At 66.3% G+C, this 18,687-nt stretch carries 13 protein-coding genes; 4 read left to right on the top strand and 9 right to left on the bottom strand.

The window, feature by feature from the left end:
• Positions 1-97: 97 nt before the first annotated feature.
• The 4 genes from AAFG13_RS24070 to AAFG13_RS24055 are packed head-to-tail and all read right to left on the bottom strand — an operon-like array spanning position 98 to position 5,081.
• Positions 98-1,183, bottom strand: coding sequence for a lipocalin-like domain-containing protein (locus AAFG13_RS24070; RefSeq protein WP_342708433.1), 1,086 nt, complete (start codon positions 1,181-1,183; stop codon positions 98-100).
• Complete coding sequence (locus AAFG13_RS24065; RefSeq protein ID WP_342708432.1) at positions 1,173-3,632, bottom strand: ABC transporter permease; 2,460 nt, start codon at positions 3,630-3,632, stop codon at positions 1,173-1,175. Before AAFG13_RS24065 ends, AAFG13_RS24070 begins: the two co-directional genes overlap by 11 nt.
• Complete coding sequence (locus tag AAFG13_RS24060) at positions 3,629-4,282, bottom strand: ABC transporter ATP-binding protein (protein ID WP_342708431.1); 654 nt, start codon at positions 4,280-4,282, stop codon at positions 3,629-3,631. Before AAFG13_RS24060 ends, AAFG13_RS24065 begins: the two co-directional genes overlap by 4 nt.
• Positions 4,283-4,322: 40 nt before the next feature.
• Entirely contained in the window at positions 4,323-5,081 is a 759-nt protein-coding gene (locus AAFG13_RS24055; RefSeq protein ID WP_342708430.1) for a class I SAM-dependent methyltransferase, read from the bottom strand.
• Between the two features lie 245 nt (positions 5,082-5,326).
• Between AAFG13_RS24055 and AAFG13_RS24050 the strand changes: the two genes are divergently transcribed.
• Complete coding sequence (locus AAFG13_RS24050; protein WP_342708429.1) at positions 5,327-6,643, top strand: MFS transporter; 1,317 nt, start codon at positions 5,327-5,329, stop codon at positions 6,641-6,643.
• A gap of 322 nt (positions 6,644-6,965) precedes the next feature.
• On the opposite strand, the gene AAFG13_RS24045 is transcribed toward AAFG13_RS24050, so the two are convergent.
• Both AAFG13_RS24045 and AAFG13_RS24040 read right to left on the bottom strand, forming a co-directional pair.
• Positions 6,966-8,684, bottom strand: coding sequence for an amidohydrolase family protein (locus AAFG13_RS24045; RefSeq protein ID WP_342708428.1), 1,719 nt, complete (start codon positions 8,682-8,684; stop codon positions 6,966-6,968).
• A gap of 365 nt (positions 8,685-9,049) precedes the next feature.
• Positions 9,050-10,846, bottom strand: coding sequence for a chloride channel protein (locus AAFG13_RS24040; RefSeq protein WP_342708427.1), 1,797 nt, complete (start codon positions 10,844-10,846; stop codon positions 9,050-9,052).
• A gap of 74 nt (positions 10,847-10,920) precedes the next feature.
• On the opposite strand from AAFG13_RS24040, the gene AAFG13_RS24035 reads away from it, so the two are divergent.
• Positions 10,921-11,385 (top strand): helix-turn-helix domain-containing protein, encoded by a 465-nt coding sequence (locus AAFG13_RS24035; RefSeq protein WP_212316828.1) that lies wholly within the window; start codon positions 10,921-10,923, stop codon positions 11,383-11,385.
• 205 nt (positions 11,386-11,590) lie between these two features.
• Positions 11,591-13,159, top strand: a complete 1,569-nt coding sequence (locus AAFG13_RS24030) for a CYTH and CHAD domain-containing protein (RefSeq protein WP_212316830.1) — start codon at positions 11,591-11,593, stop codon at positions 13,157-13,159.
• 33 nt (positions 13,160-13,192) lie between these two features.
• On the opposite strand, the gene AAFG13_RS24025 is transcribed toward AAFG13_RS24030, so the two are convergent.
• Positions 13,193-14,425, bottom strand: a complete 1,233-nt coding sequence (locus AAFG13_RS24025; RefSeq protein WP_342708426.1) for an MFS transporter — start codon at positions 14,423-14,425, stop codon at positions 13,193-13,195.
• Positions 14,426-14,649: 224 nt separating this feature from the next.
• On the opposite strand from AAFG13_RS24025, the gene AAFG13_RS24020 reads away from it, so the two are divergent.
• Positions 14,650-15,939 (top strand): hypothetical protein, encoded by a 1,290-nt coding sequence (locus AAFG13_RS24020; protein ID WP_342708425.1) that lies wholly within the window; start codon positions 14,650-14,652, stop codon positions 15,937-15,939.
• Between the two features lie 111 nt (positions 15,940-16,050).
• Here the strand turns inward: AAFG13_RS24020 and AAFG13_RS24015 are convergent, their stop codons facing one another.
• Entirely contained in the window at positions 16,051-16,224 is a 174-nt protein-coding gene (locus tag AAFG13_RS24015; protein WP_212316837.1) for a hypothetical protein, read from the bottom strand.
• A gap of 112 nt (positions 16,225-16,336) precedes the next feature.
• On the bottom strand, positions 16,337-18,553 hold the full coding sequence (locus AAFG13_RS24010; protein WP_342708424.1) for a TonB-dependent receptor: 2,217 nt from the start codon (positions 18,551-18,553) through the stop codon (positions 16,337-16,339).
• Positions 18,554-18,687 lie beyond the last annotated feature (134 nt).

Below are 18,687 nucleotides of genomic sequence, written 5' to 3'. Positions count from 1 at the left end.
GTCCTCTTGTTTCATTGGCCCCGATGTCATGACGGGGCGGCAGCGACCGGTGTGACGGGCTGGACGAATTTGGGCGCGCCGATCTTCTGTCGGCGTTTCAGTACCCGGTCATCTCAAGATAGCCGATTCCCGCGTGGCTGCCCGCAAAGCGGATCGGGCCTTCCCAATAGGGGAAGCTGGTCCCCATCCAGGCCTTCGGATTGAGCGGCGTGGTTTCGACGGCAAGGCCGCGCGCCGGAACGGCGACGTGCCATGACGTCGGCAGCTTGCGGCCGTCGATCTCGGTGGTCGCAACTGGCGTGATGCTGTTGCCGGGGCCGGCGATCTCGGCCGAGCGGCCGTCCGGCGTGAACCAGTTGCCGAACAGGTTCTCGCGGCCATCCTTCTGGCGCAGCCGGTATAGCATCAGCTTCTCGTCGCCGGGCAGATGCAGCGAGAACCAGTCCCAGCCGGTTTGATCCACCGCCAATGGCTGGCTGCTCCATTCGCGATCCATCCAGGCCATGCCCGTGACGTCGATCGGTCTGTCGTCGATCACGATGCGGCCGGATGCCTGGTAGAACGGCTGGCTGTAGTAATAGGAGGCTTGTCCGCGATCCGACTTGCGGCTGTAGCCATGGTCGCCCTGCAGCACCAGCGGGCGATTGGCGTCGAGGCGGAGCGCGGTGCTGAAGTCGGCAGCCGAAGCCTTCAGCTCGAGCGGCGCGATGCGCTGCGTATCGAATGGATCGATCCCGTGCATCTCCCAGGCGTCGATCCAGGCGCGGAACGGCGTGGCCTCGACGCCGGCCTGCCCAACGCCGCCGCGCGCAAAGGTCTCGCTGAAGCGATGCGTGGTGGCGTTGGTCACGGCGGCGTGGCCCATCCAGACCTGCTGGTTGGCCCAGCCCTCGGCAGGTCCGCCCGGCTTCATCGTCTGGCGGAACAACGTCCATTGCGCGCCATAGGCCGCGCCATTCGCGTCGGAGAGATTCGCCGTCACGTACCACCATTCGATCCGGAATTCCGGATGCGGGCCGTGATCGATTGGGAATACGAATGGCTTGCCCGGCGTGACGGCGGCAAAACCTTCGGCATTCTCGCCGAGCCCGGCGAAGCCCTGCGCACGGCTCTTGCCGCCGAGCGCGAGCGCCAGCGCGCCGCCGGCAAACGCGCGCCGCGTGATCATGCCGCTAGCGCTCATTGACGAAGATCCTGATCAGGCTGGCTGGCTGCATGCGCGCCAGTCTAGCGACCGGCAGCGCCGCCGCACAGAAGGCGGCGGTGAGTGCCACGGCGAGCAGCTCGATCAGCTGCAATGGGAAGACGTGGAACGGCAGCCGCCAGCCGAATGCTTTCACATTGACGATCGCAAGCAGGCACCACGCAACCAGAAGGCCGAGCGGCAGTGCGAACAGCGCGGTGATCAATGCGACCGCCATGGTCTTCAACAGTTCGAGCGCCGCGAGCCGCCGCCGCGTCAGGCCGATCGCCCACAGCGGCGCAAGCTGCGGCAGCCGCGAATTGGCCAGCGTGAGCAGGCTGGTCAGGAGCGCGATGCCGGCGACGCCGAGCGTGAAGGCGTTGAGCGCCGCGGTCACCGAGAAGGTGCGGTTGAACACCCGCCTGGATTCCCGCTTCATCGTCGCCTGGTCGGCGACGTTGCGGTCGTCGAGGCCGAACTTCTCCTGCAATGCTGTGATCAGCGGGGCGATGTGATCGGGCGCGACGCGGAGCCCGATCCGGGTCTGCGGCGTCAGCGGAAAGCGCCGGGTCAGCGCGGCGAAGTTGACCGCGATCTGGCCTTTGGGGTTGCCGTAATCGGCATAGATGCCGACGATCTCGAGCGGCCAGTTGCCGCCCGGGGCAGGCACCTCGATATGATCGCCAATCGCAAGCTTCATCCGCCGCGACAGCTGCTCGCTGACCAGACAAGTGTCGCCGGGACGCAAGCGCACCCAGGCATTCGCCGTGCTTTCCAGCAATGGCCAGTTGTCGCGATAGGTGACGTGGTCGGGCAGGCCGAGCACCTCGATCGGCGCGCCGCCAAGCTGGGTGTCGGCGCGGCCGCCGGGCAGGATGGCCTGAACCTCGGGCCGGTCACGTAACCACGCCTTGATCTCTTTCGCCTGCTGATCGCTGGCGGCGCTGATGTAGACGTCGGCGGCGAGGCGGCCGTCGAGCCAGACCAGGAAGGTGCGGCTAAAACTCTCCACCATGGTGCTGACGCCGACATTGACCGCGAGCGCGAGCAACAGCGCCATCAGCGCCAGCGAGAGGCCCGAGAGCTGCTGGCGGCTGTCGGCCCAGAACCACATGCCGACCGGCGCCCGCGCGCTGCGCTGGCCGAACGCGAGCGCGATCTGCAGCACCATCGGCAGGATCAGCGCCGCGCCCAGCATCAGCGCAGCCAGCACGGCAAAGCCCGCGATCAGGGAATCGCCGAACTGAATCAGAGCCGCGGCGACCGCAAACACCGCGAGTGCCGCGGCACTCTGGAACATGAGCCAGCGCCGTTGCGCCTGCTGCCAGGCCTGCGGCTGCGCCGTCGTAAGCACCGGCATCCGGATCGCCTTGGCAAGGCTCGCGGCGGCGGCTGCGAGCGCGCCCAGGATGCTGATGGCGATGCCGGCGAACCACCAGGCGGGCTTGAGCGAAAGCTGTCCGGGGATCTGCGCGCCATAGAGCCCGCGCAGCGAGGCCGCGACATCGGGCAGCAAGGCTGCCGCAATGAAGTAGCCGCAGACGAGGCCAATCAGGCCGGCGACCAGCGCCAGCGACACCAGCTCGATCACCAGCACGGTGTTGAGCAGCCGTGCCGAGGCGCCACAGGCGCGCAAGGTGCGCAGCATCGGCAGCCGCTGTTCGAAAGCGAGGCCGACCGCGGAGTTGACGATGAACAGGCCGACGAAGAACGACAGCAGGCCGAATGCGGTGAGGTTGAGATGGAAACTGTCGGTCAGGCGCTCGAGGTCGCTCTCGGCGCTCGGCTCCACCAGCCGAAGTTTTTCGCCGGCCACGCTTTCAAGCGTCGCGCGCGGCGTTTTCGATTTGCCGACCAGCAGGCGCGACACCTGGCCGGGCATCTTCAGGATGTCCTGCGCGATGCCGATATCGACGACCAGCGCGCCGGGTGCGAGCTCCGCCTGCACGCGCAGCGGCGGCAAGGTGATGCCGTTGGCCTGCGGCCGTTCGCCTTCCTTGAGGCCGAGATCGCGCAGCGTCTCGCCCGCCACCAGCATCTCGCCGGGCGGCGTGACGAAGGATAGCAGGCTGCCGCGTCCGACCGCCGGTGCGTTGCCGACCTCGGACGGCAGCGTCACCGGCTCGACGCCGAGCAGGCGCAAGCTGCGCCCGTCGATCTGGACCCGGCCCTCCAGCGTCGGTGACACCGGCCAGCCGGCGCGGCGCAGATCGACGAACAGTTTTTGCGGGAAGGTCGCGCTGTCGCGGCTCACCAGCATGGCGGTGCGCGAGCCGCCGAAGGTCGCGGCGGCGCGGTTATAGGCGATGCGGGCCTGCTGGTTCAGCGCCTGCACGCCGCTCCACAGCGCGGTGGCCGAGATCAGCCCGATCAACAGCGTCGCGAGCTGCATCGGATGCCGCCGCCAATGGCTCAGCAGCACCGCAAGAATCCACAGCGCCCGCCTCATGCGATTATACCGGCATGCAGGGTGACCTGGCGGTCGAGCGTCGCGGCGAGCCGCGCGCTGTGGGTGACCATCAGGAAGCCGCAGCCGGTGCGAGCAACCAGATCGCGTGCCAGCCGCAGCACCTCGTCGGCGGTGTCCTCGTCGAGATTGCCGGTCGGCTCATCGGCGAGCAGCAACAGCGGCTTCGGCGCCAGCGCGCGGCCGATCGCGACGCGCTGCTGCTGGCCGCCGGACAATTGCTCGGGATAGCGCTTGAGGAGCTGCTTGAGCCCGAGCCGCTCGACCAGCTCGTCATGCCAGGCGGAATCGTGCCGGCCGGCGATGCGGGACTGGAACACGAGATTGTCCGCAACCGTCAGACTCGGGATCAGGTTGAATTGCTGGAACACGAGGCCGAGCCGGTCGCGGCGCAGCTCGGCGCGGCCGGCGTCGCTGAGGGCGGAGACCGTGATATCGGCAAGCCTGATCTCGCCGCTGTCGGCGGCGTCCAGCCCCGCGATCAGATGCAGCAGCGTGCTCTTGCCGCTGCCGGATTCGCCTGACAGCGCCACGCTCTCGCCGGTTGCAACGGCCAGATCGACGCCGCGCAGCACCGCGACGTCTTCACTGGCAGAGCGGTAACTCTTGGTCAGGCCGGTGACGCGAAGCACCGCGACGGTCTGGTCAGATGAAGCGATGGCCGTGCCTCATTCAAGGCTTCTGGTATTTCAGGACGAACTCGTCGATCGGCACCGGCGCCTTGAAGACGGGAATGTCCTTCGGGTCCTCCGCATGATGCAGGAAATCGGCCTCGGCCACCAGCTTGAAGCCGGCCGCCTCGATCTCCTGCTTCAGGGTGCTCTCCTCGATCCGGTGCAGCGTCTTGGCGACGCTTACGCCTTCGCCCGCCTTGGCCGAGTGGTCCGCGATGACCAGGAAGCCGCCGGGTTTGAGCGCGGCGAACATCTTCTTGTTCATCGCGGCGCGGTCGACCGGCAGATAGCTGATGTCGTGATAGAAAAAGAACAAGGTGATCATGTCGAGGTTGTTGACCTCGGGCGGGATCGGATCGTCATAGTCGCGCACGACATGGACGACGTTCTTCATCGCCGGCGCCTTGGCACGGGTGTCGAACTTGTCCTTGACGAAGCGCTCGAGCACGGTCGCCGAATCCTGCGCGTAGACCTTGCCCGAAGGGGCGACGGTGCGCGCGAGCAATTCGGTGCTGTAGCCGGCGCTCGCGGCCATGTCGAGAATGGTCATGCCGGGCTTGACGCCGGCAAAGGCGAGCATCTTGGCCGGCTGGCGGCGCTGGTCGACCTGGCGATCCGCATCGCTGCGATCGGGCGCGGCGACGATCGCCGCATAGTCGGGACCGGCGGCGTCCTCGGCGCGGACTTCAGGCACGGCGAGCAGCGTGGCGGACATAAGCGCAGCGCAGGCGGCCGCGCGAAGGATCGATCTGTTCATGAAATAACCCAACCTTCAATAACCTCGGCTTTTCGTTGCCCCGAGCATAGCAGCCGGCCCATGACAGATCACCGCTTCACTGGCCGCGACGACGCGATCGTGATCGGGGCGCGCTTGCCCGGCCGTCGTGTCGCGCCGGCCACAGAACCCGAGGAAATGCGGGTTGCGTTGCGCGGCGAGGCGTGGCTAGCATCCCGGCGGGGCCGATCTTACGAGCCAAAAAACGAAACGACGGGGAGCCAGACATGACGACGCAACCGACGCCCAAGGGGATGTCGAAGGGGACGCCCAAAGGCGCCTGGCAAATCACCTTCCTTCTGTTCCTGTACATGGTGGTGAACTTTGCGGACAAGATCGTGGTCGGGCTTGCCGGCGTGCCGATCCGGAAGGAGATGGGTCTCACCCCGGAGCAGTTCGGCGATCTCGGCTCATCCTTCTTCTATCTGTTCTCGATCTCGGCGATCGTGGTCGGCTTCATCGTCAACCGCGTCGACACGCGTTGGGTGCTGCTGATCCTGGCGGTGATCTGGTCGCTGACGCAATTTCCGATGATCGGCACCGTCAGCCTCACGACGCTCACGATCTGCCGCATCATCCTCGGCGCCGGCGAGGGACCGGCCTTCTCGGTCGCCGCGCACGCGATCTACAAATGGTTTCCGGATGAGAAGCGCACGCTGCCGACCGCGATCCTGTCGCAGGGGTCGGCGTTTGGCGTGATCCTCGCGGTGCCCGCGCTGAACTGGATCATCGTCAATCACAGCTGGCATCACGCCTTCGGCGCGCTCGGCATCGTCGGCCTGCTCTGGAGCGTCGCCTGGTTCGCGCTCGGCAAGGAAGGGCCGCTGGTGTCGACGGCTGCCGTTCTTGCCGACGAGCCACGGATTCCCTACTGGAAGCTGCTGACGTCGCGCACCTTCGTCGGCTGCGTGGTCGCGACCTTCGGCGCCTACTGGGCGTTGTCGCTCGGGCTGACCTGGTTCACCTCCTTCATCATCGAGGGGCTCGGCTTCTCGCAGCAGCAGGCCGGCTTCGTCTCGATCCTGCCCTGGATCTTCGGTGCGACGATCGTGCTCCTGACCGGCTGGATCTCGCAGCTGATGCTGGCGCGCGGCTTCACCACCCGCGGCGCGCGCGGCGTGCTCGGCTCGGTGCCTCTGATCATCGGCGGCGCCATTCTCGCAACGCTGCCCTATGCGCCGCCCGGCGCGCTGATGATCGCACTGCTGGTGATCGGCTCCGGCCTGTGCGGCTCGATCTATGTGGTGTGTCCGCCGATGCTCGGCGAGTTCACGCCGGTGTCGCAGCGCGGCGCGATCATCGCGATCTACGGCGCGCTGTACACCATCTCAGGCATCCTGGCGCCGACGGTGATGGGCAGTGTGATCCAGCACGCTGCCACGCCGATGGCCGGCTATATGAGCGGCTTCACCATCAACGCCGCAATCATGGTCGGCTCCGGCCTGCTCGGATTGCTGCTGCTGTGGCCCAACACCGAGCGTGCGCGGCTGACCGGCAGCTCGCAGCAAGCGGGCACGATCAAGGGCGCGATGTCGCCGACGTAAGGGACGTGCTGCTTCGACCCTCCCCTGGAGGGGGAGGGTCGGATCACATTGAGCGCAACGAAATGTGAGACGGGGTGGGGTGATCTCTCAACACGGGCAGCATCCGTGTGGAGAGACCGTCACCCCACCCCGCTGCGCATTCCGCTTCGCTACATGCCCAGCGACCCTCCCCCTCCAGGGGAGGGTGGACGCGGCGGCCGCGGTTCGCGTCAATGTCGAGCTCTCTGTAGCCCGGATGAAGCGCAGCGAAATCCGGGGCCTTGCTATCCTCGGATCGAGCTGCCCCGGATTGCGCTTCGCTTCATCCGGGCTACAAGCTACCTCAATTCATGCCCTGCGCGCCGCGCACCAGCCTGCCCGGCCGCGCGCCGGTGGCCTTGCCCTCGCGCTGGGTGACCACGCCGGAGACGATGGTGGCGTCGTAGCCGTCGACCTGTTGCAACAGGCGGCGGCCGCCGACCGGCAGGTCGTAATGCACCTTCGGAGGATGCAGATGCAGCCGGTCGTAGTCGATCACGTTGACGTCGGCCTTGAAGCCGGGCGCGATCACGCCACGATCGGTGAGGCCGACCGAAAGCGCGGTCTTGCGCGACTGCGCCGCGATCACGAACGGGATCGAGAGCTTCTCGCCGCGACTGCGGTCGCGCGTCCAGTGCGTCAGCAGATAGGTCGGGAAGCTGGCATCGCAGATGATGCCGCAATGCGCACCGCCGTCGGACAGGCCGGGCACGGCGCTGGGTTCGCGCAGCATCTCATGCACGGCATCGAGATTGCCGTCGGCATAATTCAGGAACGGCACATAGAGCATGCCGCGGCCCTCGTCGGTCAGCATCGCGTCATAGGCGAGCTCTTCCGGCTGCCGGCCCTGGCGGCGCGCCTGCGGGCCGAGCGCGTTCTCCGGCGGCTGCTCATAGTCCGGCGGATTACCCAGCAGATACATCTTGTCGTAGTTCGGCCGGAAGAACAGCGGATCGTCGGTCGCCGTCGCGCTCTCGCTCAGGATCGCCGCGCGCACTTCGGGCCGCCGCAACTGCGTCAGCCGCTCGGCCAGCGGCAGCCTGGCGATTTCGCGATAGCTCGGATGGGTCTGGAACGGGTTGCGCGACAATTCCAGCCCGAGCAGCAGCCCGACCGGCCGCGCCGCGATCTGGGTCGTGATCGACAGGCCGCGGGCGGCGGCCTCATTGATGGTGTCCATGGTCTGCCGCCAGCGCCGCGGCGCCTTGTCGGCCTGGGCGACGGAGAACGAGATCGGGCACCTCGTGTTCTCGGCGACCCGCAGCATCATCGGCAGATCTTCGTGGACGGTGCTCTGGTCGAGCACGAATTGCAGCACGCTGCGGCCGACGCCGTGCATCGCGCCGGCGATCGCGGTCAATTCATCTTCGCCCGCTTTCAGCGTCGGCGTGTAGTCGCCGGTCGAAGTGCGGTGGTTGAGCGTGCGCGAGGTCGAGAAGCCCAGCGCGCCGGACCGCACCGCATCACCGGCGAGCGCCGCCATGGCCTGATTGTCCTCGGGCGTCGCGGGATCGCGGCGCGCGCCGCGCTCGCCCATCACATAGACCCGCAGCGCCGCGTGCGGCAGTTGCGCGCCGATGTCCATGTCGAAGCTGCGCTTCGACAGCCACTCCATGTAATCGGGGAAGCTTTCCCACGCCCAAGGAATGCCGGCGGAGAGCACCGGCTCCGGAATGTCCTCGACGCCTTCCATCAGCTCGATCAGCCTGCCGTGATCGCTCGGCCGGCACGGCGCGAAGCCGACGCCGCAATTGCCCATGATCGCTGTCGTGACGCCGTTCTGCGACGACGGCGTGATGTCCTGGCTCCAGGTCACCTGGCCGTCGTAATGGGTGTGGACGTCGACGAAGCCGGGCGCCACCAGTCTGCCGCGCGCGTCGATCTCTTCCTTGCCTTTTGCGGCGACCTTGCCGACTTCGGTGATCTTGCCGCCTGAGATCGCGACATCGGCTTCATAGAGGTCGCCGCCCTTGCCGTCGGCGATGTTGCCGCCGCGGATCACGAGGTCTGGGGTCGAGGTCATGGCGTTTCATCCCGTGGCTGTTCTTGGTTGCCGGCATCATGGGTGAGCCCTTGATGCTGTCAACCATCGCCGGTGAAGCTCTGGGATGCGCTGGCGGTGATTTGCCCGCGAGGATCGCGCGTTGCGCCCGGCGGAAATTTGTTCCGCGACGCGCGGCGCTGCACTCCCTCTCCCCGTTCTTACGGGGCCGAGACGAGCGAAGCTCGCTCTTAGAGGGTTGGGGTGAGGGGCCGTCTCCGCAGATGCGGTGATAGCTACGTTCGTGGAGGCTCCCCCTCACCCGGAACGCATCTAACGATGCGTTCCGACCTCTCCCCGCACGCGGGGCGAGGTGAAACGGAGTCCACGGCTGGATTCGTGTTGCGCTATCGCGCGCCGAAGAAGGATGTCTTCTGGGTTTCCTCGGCCTGCAGCCTGGCGCGCACCCGCATCAGGTCCTTCCAGCCGATGTAGCCGACGAGGCGCTGATCCTCGCGCGAGATGACAGGCAGATGCGAGACGTTGACCTGCATCAGGCGGTCGGCGAGCCGGTCGAGATACTCATCGGGATAGGCGACGGTGATCTTGCCGCCCGCCAGCAGCTGGTTGAGCGTCGCGGTGCGATGCTTGCCGGCGCGGCGCCAGCGCAGCACGGACGGCGGATCGATCACCCCGAGCACGTGATGGTTGGCGTCGACGACCGGGAAGCTCGGGTGACCGGTCTTCGGGTTGGTCAGGAAGGCTGCCGCGCCGTGCAGCGTCATGGTGTCGGAAACGGTTTCGACCGCCTTGGTCATCACGTCGCGCACGCGTGTCAGCGCAAAGGGATCGACCCGGTACTCGCGCACGAGATGGTGGCCGCGCCGCGCGACCTTCTCGGTCAGGATCGAGCGCCGCATCAGCAGCACCGTGACGCCGTGCGCGGTGCCGCAGGCCGCGATCAGCGGCAGCAGCACATGGGTGTTGCCGGTGAGCTCGACCGCGAAGAAGGTCGCGGTCAGTGGCGAGCGCATCGTGCCGCCCATCGTCGCCGCCATCGCCAGCAGCGCCCAGAAGCCGGGGCTCGCGGCCGGCAAATAGCCGCTCAGCGCCGTGCCCATCGCGCCGCCCATGATCAGCAGCGGCGCCAGCACGCCACCCGACGTGCCCGAGCCGAGCGCGACCGACCAGATCACCGCCTTCACCACGAGCAGCAGCAGCGCGGCTTTCAGCACCACGTCGCCTTGCAGCATCGAAGCCAAATTGTCATAGCCGACACCGAGCGCCTGCGGTTCGATCAGCCCGCCGAGGCCGACGACCAGGCCGCCGATCAGTGGCCACCACATCCAGTGGATCGGCAGCTTGAGGAAAGTGTCCTCGCAGCCATAGACCAGCTGGGTGAGCACACCCGACAGCAGCCCGGAGAGGATTCCGATCAGCATCCAGGCGCCGAGCTGGAGCAAGGAGATGTCGACGCTGCCCGTGAACGGAAACAGCGGCGCAGGCATGTGCAGGAAGGTGCGCCCGACCGCTGCCACCACGGCGGCGACGGTGACGGGAATGAAGCTGCGCGGCGTCCATTCGAACAGCAGGAGTTCGACCGCCAGCATGATCGCGGCGATCGGCGTTCCGAACACCGTGGTCATGCCGGCGGCGGCGCCGGCCACAAGCAGGGTCTTGCGCTCGTTGTCCGTGACGGGGAGCATCTGCGCGATCAGCGAGCCGATCGCGCCGCCCGTCATGATGATCGGGCCCTCAGCGCCGAACGGGCCGCCGGTGCCGATTGATACCGCCGACGACAAAGGCTTCAGGATCGCCACCTTGGGATCGAGCCGCGAACGACCCAGCAAGATGGCCTCGATGGCTTCCGGAATGCCGTGCCCGCGGATCTTCTCGCTGCCGAAGCGTGCCATCAGGCCGATGATCAGCGAACCCGCGACTGGCACCAGCACGGTCCAGAGGCCAAGCGGCGAGTCCTGCAATTTCAGGTCGGCGAAGCTGAATTGGCCGAAATAGGCGATGTTGGTGGCAAGCTTGATCAGTTGCAGCAGTCCCGCACCGGCCAGCACGCCGGCGGCGGAGACGAACACGGCGATCGCCGAGATCACCACGACGCGCGGATCGGTGGTGAAATCGCTTAGCAGGTGGCTGGCCTTGTCGCCGATTTTGGCGGAGGTGCTCGACTTGGTGGAAATGATGCTCATGGGTGGCGTAAGACTCGGGTGACGTGGACGCGGGCGTCATATCGCATTGCGATATAATTACAAGGAGACATCGAATGGCAGCGTTGAAAAGACCCGCGAAATCGCAGGCCAAGACACCGAACAGGGCCCGAAAACGGGTTCCCAGCCAGGCCGATTACGAGGCACTGTCGCAATTTCGCTATCTGATCCGTCGTTTTCTGGAATTCAGCCAGGACGCGGCGAAAGCCGAGGGCCTGACGCCGCGGCAGCATCAGGCTCTTCTGGCGATCAGGGGCTATCCGGGCGGCGGGCCGGTGACGATCGGCGATCTGGCCGAGCGGCTGCGGCTTCGTCACCACACCACGGTCGAACTCGCCGACCGGTTGTCGGAGGCCGGGCTGGTCGAGCGCGTGCTCGATCCCGCCGACCAGCGACGGGTGCTGCTGAAGCTAACAGGCCTCGCGGCCGATCATCTCGCCGAACTGTCTGCGGTTCATCTCGATGAGCTGTCGCGGATCGAGCCGCTCTTGAAGCAGGTGCTGTCGCGGCGATCGGAATGAATTCGTGCTGCGCATAACGCTTCGCGCCCGCGCAGCGCGCTTCTCGCGCTTGGATCGCGATGCGGCCAAATCCAACCTAAAGGCGTAGTTTTAGATACAATTCGCTGCCAACGCAGACTGCAACGGCGCGTTATGCCTTGTCATTGTCATGAAACCTTCATAGACCATGGCGGGGGCGATATCATTGAATGGACGGCGGCCGGTCGTGACCGATGCGGGGACTCCCATTGCCGTCAGGCATGGCGATCAGGCGGAAATCGAACTCAAGCTGCTTGCGCCGCAAGGAAGCCTCGAAAAACTGCGCGAGGCAGCCTGCATCGTGCAGCATGCGCGCAATCGCGGTGCATTTCACCGGCTGGAGACGGTCTATTACGACACGCCGGAGCGGCTGCTGTTTCAGCATGGCATGTCGCTGCGCGTGCGACGCAGCGGCAAGACCTTCGTCCAGACGCTGAAGCTTGCGCCGAATGGCGCGCAGCCCCTGATGCGACGCCAATGGGAGGCGGCGGTTGAAGGCATCGCCCCTGATCTGGCGCGGTTCCCCGCCGACGAGATCGGCGATCCCGTGGCGGCGCTGAGCAACGTTGCACTGGTGCCGGTGTTCGCGACAAAAGTGCGCCGCCACGCGCGGCAGCTCGATCTGCCCGATGCGTCGGTTGAGATCGCATTCGACGAGGGCACGATCGAGGCCGACGCGCGCCGGGAGGTGCTGTCGGAAATCGAGCTTGAACTGAAGAGCGGCAATGCCGGCGTCCTGTTCGATCTCGGAACCCAGTTGCTCGATGCAGCACCGCTGCAGATCGGCACGCGCAGCAAGGCGGAACGCGGCTACGCGCTCGCGTTCGATGTCGCTCCGTCGGCAGCGAAGGCCGAGTTGCCAGGCATCACCGCGGAGCTTGCGGTCGACGACGTCATCGCGCTGTTGGTGGGCTCCTGCTGGCACCATCTTTTGAGAAATCACGCGGTGGCCGAGCAGGGATCGGACCCCGAAGGCGTGCACCAGATGCGCGTGGCCTTGCGACGCTTGCGGACGATCTGCGCGCTGTTCCGGCGCGACATTCCATCGCCGGCATTCCTGGCGATCAACAGCGAAGCAAAATGGCTGATGCGGCAACTCGGCAAGGCCCGGGATTGGGACGTGTTCGCCGAGACGACGATCAACCGCCTGGTCAGCGCGGTTCCGGATATCGATCTGGATGGCCTCCGCCAGGCAGTTCAACAGCAACGGAAGTCGAGCTACGGGACCTTGCAAAGCGTCCTGGCTGACCCCCGATGCAGCCGTTTCCTGCTCTCGCTCGGGCATTTGGTGGAACGCCGCGGCTGGCGCAACGAGATCGACAGCGAAGCGCTGGCTGTGCTGTCGCAGCCAATGCCGGTGCTCGCCGATCAAATTCTGGAACGATTGCATCGCAAGACATTGAAGCGTGGTGCGCGCTTCCGGCGGCTCGATATCCACGCACAGCACAATCTCAGGATCAACCTCAAGAAGTTGCGCTATGCGGCGGAGTTCTTCCTGCCGCTCTATGCGGCCCACGCGCCGGCGAAGCGCTACGTGAAGCGGCTCGCCGGGCTGCAGACCAGCCTGGGGCGGGTCTGCGACATCGGCAGCACGCGCGTGTTGCTCCACACCATCGCGCAGGACGACCAGCCTGCGCTTCACCTCGGCATCGGCGCGATGGCCGGCTGGCTGGCCCGCGATCAGATCGCGGTGGCGAAAGCGCTGCGCAAGAGCTGGCGGCGGTTCAAGACGACGCCCGCATTCTGGGGCCGGTGAGTTTGGCAGCCGAAGGCGATCCGCGCGGGCGCCCTAACGGGGCTGCGCCTGGATCGCAAGTGCAGAGGCCTGTGGCTTGCGCTCGGTGACCAACGCAAGCAGCACGGTCAGCACCATGAAGACCGCCGAGGCGCCGAACACCCAGTGCGGCATGTGCTGATCCATGATCCAGCCGAACAGCAGCGGGCTGACGATGCCGCCGAAGTTGAAGCCGGTGGAGACGATGCCGAAGGCGCGGCCCGCGGCGCCGGGCGGGGCGGCATTGCGCACCATCATGTCGCGGGACGGCGCGATCACGCCGCCAAGGAATCCGGCAAGCCCCATCACAAGCGTGAGCGCCACCGGCGGCAGGTTCGCCAGTGCGACCAGCACGACCAGCACGGCATTGACCGCGAAGCAGGCCGCGGCGAGCTGGCTGTGGCGATGGGTCCAGTCGGCGAGATAGCCGCCGGCGAGCACGCCCGCCGCGCTGGCGCCGAGGAACGCGGTGAGCGCGATGTTGGCGGTCGAGAACGACGCGCCGTAGCCGCCCATCAGCGCGACCACGCCGAAATTGTTGATGCCCGAGGTCGACAGGCTGAGCAGCGTGAAGAACGCCGTCAGCACCATCAGCGCCGGCGTGATCACGCTGGCCTTCGCTGCCGCGTCGTCCTTCGGCTTGTTCTTGTTGGCGCCGGCATCGGGAATGCCGAGCACGATCAGGAACAGCGCCACCAGCGGGCCGACCGCGCCGGCCACGATCAGCGCGCCGGGGCCGCCGATCGAGGCGACCAGCGCCGCCATGATCGCAGGCGCCACCGCGCCGCCGAGGAAGCCGGCAAAGGTGTGGATCGAGAAGGCGCGGCCCATCCGCGCCTCGTCCATATGGGCCGAGAGGATCGCGTAGTCAGCCGGATGATAGACGCTGTTGGCGAGGCCAAGCACCACGGCACAGACGATCAGCGACGTATAGCTCAGATGCAGGCCGAGCCCGATCAGCGCGCAGCCGCCGATGGTCAGCCCGATCAGCAGGATCTTGCGCGCGCCGATATGGTCGGCGAGGTAGCCGATCGGCGCCTGGGTCAAGCCCGACACCACCGCAAACACCGTCAGCGCGAACCCGAGTTCGACATAGCCGACGCCGAGCTGCTGCTTCAGGAACGGGAACAGCATCGGCAGCACGAAGATATGGAAATGGCTGACCCAATGGGCGACCGAAATTCCCGTCAGCGTGCGCAGCGCGCTGTCGGCCTTCGCTTGCTGCGGTGCGGCCAGAATGTCGACCATGTCAGTGAAGCCCCAATTCCAAAGCGTTTTCGAGCGAAGTGGGTACCGGTTCGCGTGACGAAAACGCGTCAAAAAAAAGCCCGGCAGGGCCGGCAGAAAATAAAGGCTGGCCGCTAATTGTCCATGAACGCGGGCGCATGGCTGCCCCCGGCGCGGGCGTGCCGGATCGACACATGCGGCATTAAAGGCGGCGACAAAGTGTGGTCCTGCGGTGATGATCGGCCATGATCGACGCCAAAAAGCCGCTCCGGGTGCTTGTGTCAGAGGGCTCCAGCACCTCCGGCCGCGAGGCGATCACGATCCTGGGGCTGGCCGGCCATCACGTCGAGATCTGTGACCCCTCGCGCTGGTGCCTGGCGCGTTATTCCCGCTTTGTCCGCAAATACCATCATTGTCCGCCGCTGCGGTCAGATCCTGCCGGCTTCCTCCGCTTCATCGAGCGGCTATTGGCGGCGCGGCATTTCGATGTGCTGCTGCCGACCCATGAACAAGGCTTCCTGTTCGCCCGCGCCGCGGCGCGGCTGACATCGCGGAGCGGCCTGGCGCTGCCGGATTTCGACAGCTATCGCGCGGTGCACAGCAAGGCTGGCTTCAGCCGGCTGCTCGACCAACTCGGCCTGCCGCAGCCGCCGACCCGGATCGTGCGCTCGGCCGACGGACTGCGCGAGGCGGTGCGGTTTCCATCCGTGGTCAAGACATCGGTCGGCACCGCCAGCCGCGGCGTCTGGTTCGTGCGCGATGCAGGTGATCTCAATCGCGCGCTCTATGATCTCGAATCCGCCGGTGACTTTGCCGGCGAGGTGCTGGCGCAGGATCTCATTACCGGCACGGTCGAGAAGGCCCAGTCGGTGTTCTGCCGCGGTACGCTGACTGGCTTCCACGCCTACCGGCAGATCGCGGCCGGCGTCGGCGGCGGCGAGGCGATCAAGGAGAGCGTGAGCCGGCCGGCGATCCGCGCCGCGCTCGAGACCATCGGCGCGCATCTCGGCTGGCACGGCGCGCTCTCGGTCGACGTCATCATGCCGCTCGACAGCGCAACGCCGCTGTTGATCGACTGCAATCCGCGGCTGGTCGAACCTGTCAACGCGTACCGGTCGGGCACCGATCTGGTCGACCTGCTGCTGCGCGTCTCGCTCGGCGAGACACCGGCGCAGCTGGCCGAGAGCCGTGCCGGGGTGCGGACGCATCTCGCGATGCAGGCGCTGCTCGGCAGCGCATCGCGCGACGGCACGCGGCGCGACCTGATCAGGGAATGCGGCCGCATCGCCGCGGGCGAGGGTCTCTATCGGGGAAGCAGCGAGGAGTTGACGCCGGTGCGGCTCGATTGGCTCAGTGCCGTGCCGCTGGCGATGACGACAGTGCTGCTACTGGCATCGCCGCCGATCGCCTCATCGCTGGCGCGCGGTGGCTTTGGCGCGCATCTGCTCGATCGCGCGAGTATCAGGAAGATCGAGGGCGAGAATTTTCTGCGCGATACCTCACCACGTCGTCCTGGCGAAAGCCAGGACCCATAACCACCGCTGCAAGTTTGGCGGCACGCTGGGGCGGCAGCTCACCCGCTAACTCGCTTCAACGGTAATGGGTCCTGGCTTTCGCCAGGACGACATCGTGGATGGGTATAGCCCTCACAACGGCTCGTCGTCATTGCCGTAGCGATCGACCTTCGGCGTGGCGATGTCGCCGTCCTCGTAATAATCGTCGTCCTGTGGCGCCGCGGGCGGCGGAGGCTTTTTCGACTTGTCGTCGGTCTTGTCGTCGATCTTGCCGCTGCCCTTGCTCTTCTTTCCGGCCTTGGCCATGCGTTTCCCCTGCGCGGGTCAAATCAGCAGCCGGAATTCTACCCCAGTTCGCCGGTGCTTGTAACGTGAGGAGATGGCGCGGCCGGGTCACACCCGCCACGACCATCATGCCCTAGAACGTCGCGCCCGCCTTGACCATGTAGGTGCGGCCGGGCAGCGGATAGGCCGAGAAGCGGCCGGCCGTGAACGAGCTCGCGATGGCGTAGTCGTAGTACAGCGCATTGAACAGATTGTTCACGCTGAGCGACCAGAAGAAGCGGTCAACCTGCCCGCTGAGCTTGATATCGGCGGTGGCGTTGCCAGGAATCCGGTTCTGGGTGTTGGCCTGGTCGTTGTCCATGATGCGCGAGCTCCAGGCCCGCACCGTGGCATCGAACACCAGATAGTTCTGCCAGATGTTCCAGGTCACGCCGAGATTGCCGGTAAAGCGCGACACCAGCGGAACGTCGTTGCCGGCCCACATGCCTTCGCGGAACACGGCGCGGGTGATCGCCATGCCGCCGCGCAACGTCACGGTGTCGCTGACCTTGAGCGAGGCGCTGGTCTCCGAGCCGTAGCGGCGGGTGGGGTCGAGGTTGACGTTGTAGAACAACACCGGGTTGAAATGGATCTCGTTCTCGAGATCCATCAGATAGACGCTGCTCTGCACCTGAAACAGGTTGGTCTTGACGCGGAAGCCGCCCTCGACGTCCTGCGACGTCTGGGTCTTGAGTTGGAAGTTCTGCGGGATCGGGGCGAAGGTCAGCGGGTCGAATGACGGACCCGATGCGACGCGCTCGTCGACATCGGGCGTGCGAAATGCGCGCGCGGCGCGGCCGAACACCGAGAAGGTCTCGGTGAAGCGATGCTCGGCGCCGACATGCAGCGCGTATTGGGTCTCGTTGCTGTCGAGCGGCGCCGCCTGCGTGTCGAACGCAAACGGTGCATTCGGATCGTAGCGGTCGCGTGCCGACACGCTCGTGTTCTGGACGCGCGCGCCGTAGGAGAAGTCGGTCGTCGGCAGCAGGCCGATCGTGTGCTGCCAGTACCCGGCCACGGTCTGCTGCTCGATATTGTAGATGTGGTAGGGATCGACGCCCTGATAGGCGCCGCGTGCCTCGCGGAACGTCGAATCGTAATAGTCGATGCCGGTCAGGATCGTGGACGGCATGCCCAGCACGACGTTCTTGACGCTGAGTCGCGGCGTGATCGACCAGGTCTGCAGCGCGGCATCATTGTAGGTCGAGGCGAAGCTGATCGTCGGCACGGTGCCGAAGAAGCCGCTTTGCGTCTCGCGCTGGCGCCAGCCGCCATCGACGATGAGGTCGACGCCGTTCATCAGCGTCTTGGTGAAGCCGGCAGTGACGCTGGCGGTTTGCTGATTGGCGTAGTCGAACGGCGTCGCCGCGCCGCGGCGGTCGGTGAGCAGCTCGTTGACGCCGATCGACGGATCGACCAGCCGTCCGCCGGGCAGGCCGAGCTTCTGGTCGCTGCCGGTGACGGTGAGGAAGGCGGTGAGATCCGATGTCGTGTAGTTGACGTTGCCGACGGCGTTGCGCTGGTCGAGCGCGTTGTTGACGCGGTAGCCGTCGGACTTGATGCCGTTGCCGTAGAACGAGGTCGACCACGGTCCGGAATTGAGTGCCGCGGACACCGCGGCCATGCGGGTGTTGAACGAGCCGAAGCCGCCTTCGGCCCGGATCGTGGCCGGCGGACCGCCGGCGCCGGTCTTGGTGATGATGTTGACCACGCCGCCTACCGCGTTGTCGCCGTAGAGAACCGCGCCGCTGTTGCCGCGCGTGATCTCGATGCGTTCGATCGAATCGAGCGGGATCGTGGTGAGATCGAAGCCGGCCTTGTCGACGTCGTTGAGGCGGCGGCCGTTGAGCAGGAACAGGGTATTGTCGGAGGCGAATGCGCCGAAGCCGCGCAGGTCGACCGCGGTCTTGGCGCCGTTCGGGCTGCCATAAAGCGATTGCAGCTGCACGCCCGGCGCCTGCGCGAGAATCTCGGGCAGCGATTGCACCGGCGAATGCGCGATGTCGTCGGCCGTGATCACCGTCGAGGAAGAGCCGACGATGCCGGCGAACTGGCGGCCGCCGCCACCGGTGCCGCCCGTTCCGGTGGCCGGTCCGGTCCCTGTCGTGTTCGATCCTGCTCCGCTGCCCACATTGTTGCCTTGCGCGGTGCCCGGCGCCGGGCGGCGCGGCGCCGGCGCTTCGTCAGCGGCCGGCTTGGCGCGCGTAAAATTCTGGTCGCCCGGCTTGGTGATTTCGATGGCCGGCAGCTGATTGGGAGAGAGCACCTGCTGCGCCCGTGCGGTCGAGAGAACGATTGTCGGCGCGATCATCGTCGACGCGAGCAGAAGCGCGCGGCGGCGCCGGGAGGAAGAGTTGGAGAACATCTAAGTGAGACCTCGGTAACGTCAGTGGCACGTCACCGCGAACCAGTCTCACCATCGTGCTCGCAGGCTCAGCTGCTTGC

Origin of the sequence: Bradyrhizobium sp. B124, assembly GCF_038967635.1 — a bacterium.
Lineage (GTDB): Bacteria > Pseudomonadota > Alphaproteobacteria > Rhizobiales > Xanthobacteraceae > Bradyrhizobium.
The sequence above is the reverse complement of the archived record's forward strand: the minus strand, read 5'-3'. Positions and strand labels throughout refer to the sequence as shown.